9 protein-coding genes are annotated in these 12,165 nt (G+C 70.5%); 2 read left to right on the top strand and 7 right to left on the bottom strand.

The window, feature by feature from the left end; genetic code table 11:
- Nucleotides 1–8: 8 nt before the first annotated feature.
- The 4 genes from ACLQ2O_RS05565 to ACLQ2O_RS05550 all read right to left on the bottom strand — a co-directional run bounded on the left by ACLQ2O_RS05565 (nt 9) and on the right by ACLQ2O_RS05550 (nt 3,152).
- Nucleotides 9–803, bottom strand: coding sequence for a DeoR/GlpR family DNA-binding transcription regulator (locus ACLQ2O_RS05565; RefSeq protein ID WP_425827860.1), 795 nt, complete (start codon nt 801–803; stop codon nt 9–11).
- Nucleotides 800–1,417, bottom strand: coding sequence for a histidine phosphatase family protein (locus ACLQ2O_RS05560; protein ID WP_425827858.1), 618 nt, complete (start codon nt 1,415–1,417; stop codon nt 800–802). Before ACLQ2O_RS05560 ends, ACLQ2O_RS05565 begins: the two co-directional genes overlap by 4 nt.
- Nucleotides 1,414–2,856: an FGGY-family carbohydrate kinase gene (locus ACLQ2O_RS05555; RefSeq protein ID WP_425827856.1), complete on the bottom strand. Its 1,443-nt coding sequence runs from the start codon at nt 2,854–2,856 to the stop codon at nt 1,414–1,416. Before ACLQ2O_RS05555 ends, ACLQ2O_RS05560 begins: the two co-directional genes overlap by 4 nt.
- A gap of 62 nt (nt 2,857–2,918) precedes the next feature.
- Complete coding sequence (locus ACLQ2O_RS05550; protein WP_425827854.1) at nt 2,919–3,152, bottom strand: hypothetical protein; 234 nt, start codon at nt 3,150–3,152, stop codon at nt 2,919–2,921.
- A gap of 273 nt (nt 3,153–3,425) precedes the next feature.
- On the opposite strand from ACLQ2O_RS05550, the gene ACLQ2O_RS05545 reads away from it, so the two are divergent.
- Together ACLQ2O_RS05545 and ACLQ2O_RS05540 are read left to right on the top strand one after the other, a co-directional pair.
- Complete coding sequence (locus tag ACLQ2O_RS05545) at nt 3,426–4,274, top strand: hypothetical protein (protein WP_425827852.1); 849 nt, start codon at nt 3,426–3,428, stop codon at nt 4,272–4,274.
- A gap of 61 nt (nt 4,275–4,335) precedes the next feature.
- A complete protein-coding gene (locus ACLQ2O_RS05540) occupies nt 4,336–5,775 on the top strand; it encodes a family 43 glycosylhydrolase (RefSeq protein ID WP_425827850.1) in 1,440 nt (479 codons plus the stop codon).
- Here the strand turns inward: ACLQ2O_RS05540 and ACLQ2O_RS05535 are convergent.
- The 3 genes from ACLQ2O_RS05535 to ACLQ2O_RS05525 are packed head-to-tail and all read right to left on the bottom strand — an operon-like array spanning nt 5,772 to nt 12,164.
- Nucleotides 5,772–6,632: a discoidin domain-containing protein gene (locus ACLQ2O_RS05535; protein ID WP_425827848.1), complete on the bottom strand. Its 861-nt coding sequence runs from the start codon at nt 6,630–6,632 to the stop codon at nt 5,772–5,774. The two genes, ACLQ2O_RS05540 and ACLQ2O_RS05535, sit on opposite strands and share 4 nt — an antisense overlap.
- Entirely contained in the window at nt 6,629–8,245 is a 1,617-nt protein-coding gene (locus ACLQ2O_RS05530) for an alkaline phosphatase D family protein (RefSeq protein WP_425827846.1), read from the bottom strand. The genes ACLQ2O_RS05535 and ACLQ2O_RS05530 overlap by 4 nt, the downstream gene beginning before the upstream one ends.
- Nucleotides 8,246–8,249: 4 nt before the next feature.
- Nucleotides 8,250–12,164, bottom strand: coding sequence for a hypothetical protein (locus ACLQ2O_RS05525; RefSeq protein WP_425827844.1), 3,915 nt, complete (start codon nt 12,162–12,164; stop codon nt 8,250–8,252).
- Nucleotide 12,165 lies beyond the last annotated feature (1 nt).

Genomic DNA, 12,165 nt, shown 5'->3' with positions numbered 1-12,165 from the left:
GCGGTCTCCTACAGGGGGGCTACTTCGACGGTGGCGCCCTCGTCGCGCAGGGCGTGGACCAGGTCCTCGGGGGTCTTCTCGTCGACGACGACCACGTCGAAGCCGGTCAGCGGTGCCAGCCGGTGCAGCGCGGTGCGCTGCAGCTTGCCGTGGTCGACGAGCAGCACCTTCGTCCGGGCGGACCGGAGCATCGCCTGCTTGACCAGCACGATCTCCTGCTCCTGGTGGTAGGCGTGCGTGGGCGACACCGCCGAGACGCTGCAGAACAGCAGGTCGGTGTGCAGCGCGCCGACCGCCTCCGCGCACGGCAGGCCGCCGAACGAGTCGTGGGTCGCGGAGTAGATCCCGCCGAGCGCCAGCAGGGTGACGTCCCGCAACTGCGTCAGCCGGGTGATCGCCGGCAGGAAGTTCGTTGCCACGGTCAACGGAGTGATGTCCTCCAGCAGCTCGACCAGCGCCAGCGCGCTGGTCGAGTCGTCGAGCATCACCGACATGCCGGGCTCGATCATCGTCCGGGCGTGCCGGGCGATCGCCGTCTTCTCGGCCGAGGCCGTGGTCAGCCGGTACGCGACGTTGCTCTCGAACACGCTGGTCGGCTGCGCGCTCACCCCACCGCGGTACTTGCGCACGACCCCCTGCCGCTCCAGCTCGTCGAGGTCGCGGTGCACGGTCATCACGCTCACCCCGAACGCCTCGACCAGGTCGTTCGCGGACACCGAGCCGTGCTGCACGACGTACGCCGCGATCTCGGCCTGGCGGCGCGCCGGCCGGCTGAGCTCGGTGCTGTCGTCGGCATCTGTCATGTGGGGATCTCCGTTCGGACTGCGGGGACGTTGAAGGCCTCGAGACCCACTGTGCCGTCCTGCTGCCGCAAACGCACCAGCGCCGCGGGACCGAGTGCCGGAAGCAGTCTGCGGTAGTCCCGCACCGGCAGGCCGAGCACCCGGCAGACCAGCAGCCGGATCAGCGTGTTGTGCGCGACGACGAACACCTTGCCGCCCTCGTGCTTCTGGACGATCTCGGCGAAGCCGCGGTGCACCCGCTCGGCCGCGTCCGCGACGTTCTCCCCACCGGGGAACGGATGCGCGACCGGGTCCAGCGTGAAGGCGCCGGCGACGGCCGGCGGCAGCTCGCTCAGCATCTTGCCCTCGGCCGATCCGAAGTCGACCTCGCGCAGCCGCGCGTCGGTCGTCGGTTCGAGCCCGAGCGCCGCGGCCGCCGGCGCGACGGTCTGCCGGGCCCGGAGCATCGGCGACGACCAGAGCGCGTCCGGCGCGAAGTCCTCGGCCCAGGTCTTCAGGAGGTCCGCCTGCTGGAGTCCGACCGAGTCGATCGGCAGGTCGGTGGAGCCCGTGTACCGGTTCCCGTGGTGCCACTCGGTCCGGCCGTGCCGCGCCAGGACGACCGTCGTTCTCATCGCAGGTACCCCCGTCGGTCCAGCTCGGCGACGAACTCGCCGTACAAGGTGGTGAGCCGTTCGCTCGGCCGCGGCTCGATCACGCGGCTGATCCGGACCATCCGCCGCGCGGTCTCGGCGACCGACGAGTCCCCCGACGCCGCCAGCACAGCCATCCCGTACGCCGGGTCGGCGGCCTCCGGCAGTTCGACCGGTACGCCGAGAACGTCGGCCCGCAGCTGGTTCCAGTGCTCGCTGCGGACCGCGCCGCCGGTGAGCGCGACCGATCGCGGTGCCTCGGCGCCGAGCTTGGTCAGGTGCTCGAAGGCGAGCCGCTCGATGAACGCGACGCCTTGCAGCACGCCGACGTACCGGTGCAGGTCGTCGCGGACCGCGCCGAGCTCGAAACCCGCCGCGTCGGGCGCGACGAACGGGAACCGTTCACCGGGCTTGGTGAGCGGGTAGATCGTGGCGTCGACCGGTTCGCCGAGCTGGATCGCGGCGCGGTCGAGCGCGTCCAGGTCCGCGCCGGGCAGCATCGTGGTGAGCGCGCCGGCGCCGGTGTTCGACGCCCCACCGGGCAGCCAGCCGTCGCCGTCGGGATGGCGGTGGCTGTAGACGGCGCCGGTGGGGTCGTTGATGAGGTCCTTGGTGACGCCCTTGAGGACGAGCGTCGTCCCGAGCACGGAGTTCCAGGCGCCCGGGGTGAGTGCGCCGGCCGCGATCTGCGACGCGCAGCCGTCGGTCATGCCCGCGACGATCGGCGTCCCGGCAGGGACCCCGGTGACCTGGGCAGTTGCGGCTGAGACAGTCCCGATGGTCGTGCCAGGGAGAACTACCTCGGGCAAGGCGCCAACGGACAGCCCGAGCCGCTCGAACGCGGCCTCCGGCCAGCTGCCGGGCGCGCCAGCGCCGTCGGCCCCGGGGGCACCCCGTTCCACACCGGCGAGGTCGTAGCCCGTTTTCAAGGCGTGGCTGGTGTCGGTGGCGACCGGATGGCCCGCCAGGTGGGCGGCGACCACGTCGGCGCTGTGCGCGATCAGCTGGTCCTCGTCGGGGTCGAGCCAGAGGATCTTCGGCAGGGCCCAGGTCGGCTGCATCGCCGAGCCCCAGCGCTCGGGGTCGGCGGCGACGATGCGCGGCAGGAAGTGGGCCGCTCGGGCGTCGTCGTACATGAGAGCCGGCGAGGCGGGACGGCCGGTGCGGTCCGTCAGCAGGACGGTGCCGGAGGTGGAGCAGATCGCGAGGCCCTCGACCTCGCCGTACGGAGAGACCTCCGCGAGGACCTGCTCGACGGTGCTGATCCACTCCTGCGGGTCCTGCTCGTGCCAGACCTTGCCGCGACGGCTGGTCAGTGGGCGCGCTGCCCGGGCCAGGACCTCACCCGTCGCCGCGACCAGCACGGCGCGCACGCTCTGCGTACCGAGGTCGACGCCGATCCACGCCCCATGGGTCACCACAGTTCGCCCTCCCGGTGTTAGTTACGTTGGTAACATAACACCAAGGAGCGGTAAGAGCTGTCCTAGCTGTGCATCAGGAGCAACGACGGGTGCGCGGTGGCGACCTCGAGGCGTCCGGCGTCGACCGCACCGAAGGCGCCGATCGGGCCACTCGCGGGCCGGCCGTTCCGGTTGGTCCAGAAACCCCAGCCGGCCGGTGCGTCCGGCCACTCCGGGTCGGGTTCCCAGCCGACCGGCGGACGCCAGGTGTCACTCGGCGGCTCGGGCCAGCTGGGTGGTGAGTTGAATCGATGCACGGGCGGCCCTTCCGGATTCCCCAGGAGACTCATCGGCGAGAAGTGTCTGACTCCTCAACGACCTCGTCGACCGAACGTCACGCCTAAATCTTCGTAAAGTTTATGGCTCAGGGCCCCTTTCGGACACCCCAACAGGTAGTGACGAACCGCCACTCTGAGTGTCGTTGCCGACAGCCACGAATCGTCACGCACAGCAGCCGGAGTCACGGAGGGTTGACTTCCCCGCCGGACCGACGGACCTTGATCTCAGTCGATCGGCGTCGTGGGGGGACCATGGATACTGATCAGAGCGTTGTCCTGCCGCACCGGTTCACCAGCCGGCCCAGCGGCGCAACTCTGCTGAAGCTCCGCTGCGCACGAGCACGTGCCGGTCGCCCGTTCGGCACCGACGCCGTCGCCCAGCTCACGGCCGACGGCCTGCTCGGCCAGGTCCTCTGGAGCACAACCTGTACGGCGGCCGACGTGTCGGCGGCCAACTTCCAGCAGCTCCGCGACAGCGGGCTGTTCCTCACCGAGGTCAACCTCAACGGCGTCGCCGGCGACCCGGCGCAGGTCCGGGAGCTCGTGCTCGCCGTCCAGGTGCTGCGCAGCCTGGGGATCCTGGTCGAGTACGACCTGGACCTGTTCGCCGGGACGCCACGGTTCGCCGGCGTGCGGGACAAGGTCGCGATGCTGCGGGCGATGGTCGGCGACGGCTCCACTCCGGCGTACTTCACGACGGCCGCGATCGAGGCCGACTGCTCGCCCTGGCTCGCGGGCTACCGGCAGCGACTCGACCCGGCGGTCCAGCCGTGGCTCGGCGCGGGCGGACTGTCCCAGCAGCTCGCTGACGCGTGGGCCGAGATCCTGCTCGCCGAGCGGTTGCTGCTCGGCCTGCGCGGCGGCGCCGCGCACCGGATCGCCCTGCAGCGACTGACCCTGCGCAGCAACACCGAGCTGCTCAACCTGGTCACGACCAGCGCCCGCGAGTTCGAGATGTCCGGCGGCACCCAGCTGCTCGACGACGAGCTGGTCGGCCCCCGCGCGGAGCTGCTCAGCCAGACGATGCTTGCCCTGCGCAACCGTTTCTGGGCGGCGAACACACCGGCCGCGCCGCAGCGGCCCACTGCCTGCGGAGAGTAACCGCTCTTCGATCTGGGCGTGAAGGCTGGCCCTCGGAGTTCCAACGTTGTAACAATGGCTCATGAGGATCGCCCACCTTGTACTGTCCGGCCTGACCGCCCTCCTGCTGACCGCCGCCGCCGTACCGGCCGCCGGTGCCGAAGTGCCCGAATCCCCTGCCGGCACGGAGAAAGTGATGGCACAGACCTTCCGCAACCCGGTCAACCGCGGGGCCGACCCGTCGCTGATCCACGCCAACGGCCAGTACCACGTCGCCACCACGACCGGCGACCACATCGGCATCTGGTCGTCGCCGACCCTGGCCAACCTGCTGGTCGCGCCGGAGAAAGTCGTCTTCCGCGACAGCGACCCGAGCCGGAACACCCAGATGTGGGCGCCGGCCTTCCGGCACGTCGGGAACCGCTGGTACATCTACTACACCGCCTCGGACGGCGTCGACGCGAACCACCGGATGTACGTGCTCGAGTCGGCCGGCGACGACCCGCTCGGCCCGTACACGTTCAAGGCGAAGATCGCGGACTTCGGCGAGTACGCGATCGACGGCGAGCCGATCACCCACAACGGTCAGCAGTACTTCGTCTGGACCGGCCCGGGCCGCGGCCAGGGTGGACCGGCCCAGCTCTACATCGTCCGGATGAGCAACCCGTGGACGGCGACCGGCAACCGGGTCGCGATCCCCGCCGACGGCGGCTGCACCGAGGTCCGCGAGGGCCCGACACCGCTGTACCGCAACGGCCGGACCTGGCTCACCTACTCCTCCTGCGACACCGGCAAACCCGACTACCAGCTGTGGATGAAGAGCATCGCGAACGGCGCCGACCCGATGGTCGCGGCGAACTGGGTGCAGCACCCGGGCCCGATCTTCTCCCGCAACGACGCGAACGGCGTCTGGGGTCCCGGCCACCACTCCTTCTTCACCTCGCCCGACGGCACCGAGGACTGGATCGCCTACCACGGCAAGAACACCAGCATCAACACGTACTCGTTCCGCACCGCGCGGGTGCAGAAGATCACCTGGAACGCCGACGGCTCGCCGAACCTCGGCAGCCCGCTCGCCGCCGGCGCGACCCAGCAACTGCCCTCGGGCGATCCCGGCGCGCCGACGTCGGTGATCAACGACACCGACGTCGGCACCGGCCAGAACCAGGTCGAGTACGCCGGAACGTGGAGCTCCGGCTCCGGCTGCGGCAACCAGTGCTTCTGGGGCAACGACCACTGGACCGGCGTCGCGAACGCCTCCGCCACGGTGCGCTTCACCGGCACGAAGGTCGCGCTACTCAGCGTCGTCGACGTCGGCAACGGCATCGCTGCCATCTCGATCGACGGCGGTCCCGAGCAGCGCGTCGACTACTACAGCTCGATCCGCGTCGGCGAGCAGCTCACGTACGTCAGCCCGACGCTTCCCGCCGGCGCGCACACCCTGAAGATCCGCGTCACCGGCGAGAAGAACCCGGCCTCCACCAGCACCCAGGTCAGCGTCGACCGGATCGAGGTGTACTAGCTCGCATAGAGCTCCAGCTCCACGATGCGCGAGTAGGTCAGCCCCTCGTTGCTCGCCAGGCAGAGGATCCGTACGGCGGTCGCCGTGACGGGGGTGAAGGTGGTGCTGGTCAGACCGGCCTTGTTGTCGCGGACCTCCGCGACGGTCTGCCAGCTACCACCGACCTGCGCCTGGACGTCCCAGTCCTTCAGCCCGTAGCCCGCGGCCGGGTACTTCTTCGAGTCGAGCGTGTAGAGCTCGGCCCGGCCGACCTGTTCAGGCTTGTCGAAGGTGACCTGCAGCCAGTCCGGGAACGTGCCCTTGCTCGCGTCGTTCCAGCCCGTACTGATTCCCCAGTGCTCCTGGTCGTGGTCGCCGTCGACAGCACCACAGGCCGGGTAGACAGGAACGTGCTCGGTGGAAGCAGTGACCGGTACGTAGCGCGCGAGGTTGCCGGTGGTGTCGACCGGCGGCGGGCCGATCTCGACCGGCAGGCTGAGCTTCTGGTCACCTGCCGTCACCTGCACCGTGTACTTGCCCGGCGCGGCGCCTTTGGGTGCGGTCACGTCGACCGGCACCTTGAGCGTGTACCCCGGCGGCAGGTAGCTCGACACGATCTGCCGGGACACGGTCAGCGGCGCGGGCGCCGTGATGAACGCGTCGGCGTACACGGCGGTCTTCCCGGTGTTGCCGAAGCGCAGCTCGAAGGTCTGCTTCGCGCACGGCACCGGCGACACCGTCACGCTCGCCACGTCGCTGCCGAGACTCAGCCCGCGGTGCGTCGCGCCCTCGGCCACCGCCGGGCCGGCTGCCACCAGGCCGGCCAGCAGAGCACCGGCCGCGATCATCGCCCTGACCTTCGTCGGACCGAGCCTCATCGGACCGTCACCTCCTGGCCGACCGTGTTCAGGCCGGGGTTGCCGGCCTCCACCACGAACGAGCGCACCGTGGAGATCGGGGCACCGGGTCTGTCGATGTAGGGCACGACCTTGTTGTCCACCCGCAGCTCCTTCTCGTCGAAGCGCAGCACCGAGTAGCCACGCCGTTCGTCCACGAACTTCAGGTGCGGGTTGCCGTCCAGGAACTTCTGCCCGTTCACCGACACCGGTACGCCGTTGCCGCCGCTGGTGAACGACGTCGGCACCAGCTCCACCCCGAACGTCTGTGAGGACGGATCGGCGTAGTTCCGCTTCATGTCCATCGCGTAGCCCGCGTGCACGTCCCCGGTGAGCACCACCGGGTTGCGGTGCCGGTTGACCGCGAGCCCGTCGAGCAGCACCTTCTGCTCGGCGCCGTACCCGTCCCACGCGTCCATGTTGTAGAGGTCGCCCGCGGTCGGGTCGAGATCCATCCGGCTGAGGATCACCTGGTTGGCCAGGATGTTCCACTGCGCCGGGGACCGGTTCAGCCCGTCCAGGGCCCACTTGACCTGCTGCCGGCCTGCCATCGACCGGGCCGGGTCGCGCCGGGCCTCGGAGTCCGCCTTCCAGCCGTCACCAGCGGCTTGGTCGGATCGGTACTGCCTGGTGTCCATCACTGTCAGCCGGGCCAGCCGCCCGAAGTCGAACCGCCGGTAGAGCATGTAGTTCGGGCCTTGCGGAGCCGGCCCGCGGAGCGGGAGGTGCTCCCAGTACGCGCGGTACGCGTTCGCCCGGCGTACGAGGAAGTCCTCGATCGGGGCGTTGGTCTTGGAGACCTCGCCGGCGTAGTTGTCCTGGACCTCGTGGTCGTCCCAGGTGGTGATCCACGGCGCGTGCAGGTGCGCCGCCTGGAGATCGGGATCGGCCTTGTAGAGCGCGTACTGCAGGCGGTACCGGTCGAGCGTGTCCGCCTCGGTGCGGAACTGGCTCGGCACCGGATCGGTGACGTTGCGCAGTCCGCCGTTCGCCGCGATGCCGAACTCGTAGATGTAGTCGCCGAGAAAGACCACGGCGTCGAGGTCCTCGGACGCGAGGTGCCGCTGCGCGGTGTAGTAGCCATCGGTCCACGCCTGGCAGGAACTGACGCCGAGGGTGAGCCGTCCGCCACGCTGGCCGGGTGCGTTCGCCGTACGGGTTCGGGCGGTCTGGCTGACGTAGCCGTCGCAGCGGAAGCGGTACCAGTAGTGCCGCCCGGGCTGCAGACCCCGTACGTCGACGTGCACGCTGTGCGCGAACTCCGGCCGGGCCGTCGCACGGCCGGACCGCACGATCCGGTGGAACCCTTCGTCGGTCGCGACCTGCCAGTCGACCCCGACCTCCTTGTACGGCGCACCGCCGAGCGGCTCGAACGGTTTCGGCGCCAGCCGGGTCCAGATCACCACGGCGTCGGGCAGCGGATCGCCGGAGGCGACACCGAGCGTGAACGGGTTGCTGGTGAGTCCACCGGACACACCGACGCCGACAGCGGTGCCCGGCAGGTTGGTCCCGAACGCCACCGCGGTCGCGGCGCCGGTCAGGGTGAGGAATCGGCGGCGGGCCACGCCCACCGCGGGTCTGAGATCTTCGGTCATCTGATCAGCGCTCCTTTGGGTGCCGCACGCGGACGGGCCCGAACAGGCCTGACGTCCGTTGTCCCCCGAAGACGAAGTGGGTCGGGCTGACCGCGTCCAGGTACGGCGCGGCGGTGCCGAAGACCTCGATGTCGAGCGTGTGCTCACCGGTCAGCCCGGTGAGCTCGAAGACGTACGGCGCACAGAACCGCACGCCGGCGCTCCGGCCGTCGACCAGGACTTCGGCGGTGCCCCGCACCCGGCCCAGGTCGAGCTGAACGGCCGATCCGGGCCTGCGTCCTGGAGCCTGCAGGGTCTCGCCGTCCCGGCCCTCTTCGGCGGCCGGCGGGGTGGCACCGACTGCCGTGATCTTGCGGCGGTAGCGGACTCCTCCGCTGTACTCCGCGAGGCCGTGGTCCTCCCAGTCGCCCAGCCCGATCCGGCCGGGTCCGACGATCGCGCGGATCGGTCCGGCGAGGGCGGCGCCGGCCTCGAAGCCCGGCTCGGTCCGCAGCGTCAGCTGCCCGGTCCGGGTGCCTGGCGCGATGTCTCCCGCCAGGTGCCCCGGCCCTGCGGGGATGTCAGCGACCAGGCGCCCTGTCCCGGCGGCCAGCTCGGCGCCGTCGACGCTCAGCGTTGCGTGGCAGTTCAGGTCGAGCTCGAGCCGCACGGTGCCAGGTGGTAGATCGAAGCGCAGGTACTCGGTGCGCTGCGGTTCGGTCCGCGGTACGGCGAACGTGATCGGCTCGACCACCGAGGTGTCCGTGCCGTCCAGCCAGGCCGCCGCGGGCAGCGGGTGCGGGCGGCGGTGCAGGTACAGGTCGGCCAGTGCCCGGTGACGCTGCCGACGCCGGACCACCTTCAACTCACCAGTGCCCCCGACGATCTGCCCGATCCAGTCGTGGTCCGAGACGACCAGGCCGTCGACGAGGATCGGCGTCGACTGACTCAGCTCGATCGTCACCTCGTTCTCACCCGGCCGCAGCGCGGCGGCGACGTCGTACCGGCGAACTCTCGGCGTCGGCCGCTCGTACGGCAGGAACCCACCCTGCCGACCGACCTCGACCCCGTTGACGAACACCCGCGCCGAACCGCTCGCGGTCAGCGTCAGCTCCGACTCCCCCGCCGGTACGACGGTGGTGCTGAGCCGGATCGCCGTACCGGCCGACGGCGGCTCGGCCGGCGCGATCCACTCCGGTCGCCGGTACGCCGCCAGGTCGCGGACGAACGCCACGTTCGCCCGGAGATGCAGCTCGTCGTCAGGGGTGAGCCGGAGCTCCACCGCGTGCTGCCCGGCGGAGAGACGGGCAGCCGCGGTGGCGAAGTGCCCGCCCGCGTCGTCGATCGCGACGGGCACTCCGTCGATCAGCAACTCCTTCGCCGCGGGAGCCCCGACGACGACGGTGGTGCCGAGTTCATCCCGCACTGTGAAGGACGCGTGGAAAGTCACGGTCCGGCCCGCCTCGACCACCCCGAAGTCGAGGAACTCCTCAGGTACGTGTCCCTTGGGGCCGAGCGAGTCCTTGTGGATCCGGTCCTTGTGAATGCCGAGGCGCTCGGAGTACTCGACCGGTACGCCGTCGATCAGCCCGTGCGGGCCGAACGTCGCGTGCGCCGGCTGCCAGTCCTCGGCACCTTCGACCTGGTGCTGGAGGCCCCAGCGTTCCACCACGACCTCGTCGCCTTGTGGCGCGGCAGGCCAGGCGAAGTCACCCCAGGAGTTGTCGAGCGTCGGGATCAGTGTCGCGTCCCAGTCACCCTCCAGCTCCTGCCCCGACCACTCGACTGCTGGCGCCGGCTCTCCAATTTCGTTGCCCTCAGCAAAGACAACCAGCGCCGCGGGACCATCGCTGAACGGCACGATGACCTCGGTGAACTCGCCGACCACCCGGAAAGGCAGCGGCTCGGGCTCGGCGCCGAACGGCGAGCACAGCAGCGGCGCCCCCGGTACGTGACGAACTCGCAGCGTGGTCTCACGCAGGTACCGATCGGAGTCGAAGTCGTAGCCGACCGTCGCCCAGTCGTGGCTGATCCCGCGCTCGACCGCGCGCCCGTCACCGACCCGCGTCGCGCTCCACTCGGTCGCGGTGACGAACACGACCAGCGCGTCGTCCACCTCACGCACGAGCGTCGGCACCTCCGCCTCGACCCGGCGCGGCGACCGCGCCAACGCGTCCGGGACCTCGGCCGCGGTCGCCACCAGCAACGCCTCGCCGAGATCGAACCGTTCCCGCAGCAGCTCGACGGCCTTGTCGTTCCCGGCCACCGTCCGCTCCGGAAGAGCGCCGACGGCAACCAGCAGACCGCCGGCGAGCACGAACTCGTCGAGCCGCTCGGCCACCGCCGCCTCGAGAACCGTTGCTGCTGGCAACACCACGGCGGCGTACCGCTCGTCGGCGATGAACAACCGCCCGTCCACACCGACCTCGGCGCCGGCCAGCGAGTCGTCGTCGATCACGTCGGCATCCAGCCGCGCCCGGTCCAGGACGCCGAGCTTCGGCGCGAACCAGGTCGCGTCGCCGATCAGTTCCCGGTACACCTCCTGAGCCCGTACGGCGTCCGCGCCCGGCCCATCCATCGTCAGCCCGGCCTGCGCCGTCGCGTTCGGGAACAGCACCGCGACGTCGCAGACGTGCCGGCCCATCGACAGCGCGGCGCACAACCTGGCGACCGCGTCGGCGAAGTGCTTGTGGTGACGCCAGTACGGCTGCCGCCAGTCGGTCGACGGCGGCGCCCACTCCCACCACCCGGCGCGGGTCGTGTAGTAGACCGCGTGCGGGTTGTAGAGCGTCGCGCCGGTCCGCAGCCAGGGCAGCAACCAGTCGAAGGTCTCCTCGAGCGTCCCGCCCCAGCCGGTCGAGTGGAACGCCTCGATCCAGGTCCGCGGCCGGTCGTAGAGGTGTGCGAGCGACGAGTGGAACCGGGCGTCGCCGTGGTGGTCGGAGCCGGGTGCGCTGAACCAGCGGTGCGTGCGCGCGTAGTCGGCGTACAGCTGGACGCCTTCGACGGGGAGGCCGGCGCGTGCCGGGTCCTGCTGGTCGCAGCCGACAGTCAGCCCGTACTTCTCGTGCCAGTCGAACAGGGGCTTGAAGAACGCCTCTTCGGCCAGCTTGGCGCGCAGGGCGTGGTAGTCGCGTCGTACCTTGTCCGCGTCCTGCAGGTCCGATCCCCACAACGCGGCCAGGCGATCGCGGACGTCGTAGCCGTAACGACTGACGAACTCGTCGGCGAACGTGGCCGACCAGGTCGGCATCGACGGCAGTTCGTCCTGGAACGACCCGACCACGACCGTGCCGAGCAACGGACCGAGACGACGGGCGAACTCCCCGTGCACCTGGTCCAGCAGCGCGGAGCATGCCTCACCGTTCAGGTAGTCGAACCCGTGATCCGTCTCGTAGTACAGGGACAACCGGGACTCCATCGGCGCCTGGCACTCGACCTGACCGTCCGCGGCGGTCACCGGCTGGCTCGGGCCGCCGTCGAGCGGCTCCAGTACGGCGGCGATCGGGCGACCACCCGAAGGACAGGTCAGGGTCAGCCGGCCTGTTCCGGTGGTCGTTGCCCGGTGCAACCGGCGTCCGGCGTACGAGGGACTGCCGGCGACCAGCCGGGCCTGCAGGTCGGCGCCGGAGAAGCCGAGCTGGTCGTAGAACCACAGCGAGACCCCGAGCTCCTCGGCGTCCGCGCAGACGCCGAGGAAGATCTCCCACCACGCCTCGGACAGGAACGGCGGATCGTCGGCGTCGCACCCGTGGTCGGAACCGGCCGGAGCGAGGTTCAGGACGACGAGTTGGTGCACCCCGCCCTCGACGAAGCGCTCGAGCTGCCAGCGCAGCCGGGCCGGGTCGAGCTTCTCCCCGCTCCACCACCAGATCGGAACGGGCGAGAACGCTTTCGGAGGTTCGGTCAGGACAGATGCCAGGCGATCTGGCAGGGGCATC

Source organism: Kribbella sp. DT2 (genome assembly GCF_049844575.1).
Lineage (GTDB): Bacteria > Actinomycetota > Actinomycetes > Propionibacteriales > Kribbellaceae > Kribbella.
Note: the sequence above shows the minus strand (reverse complement) of the source record. Positions and strands in the feature narration are given on the sequence as shown.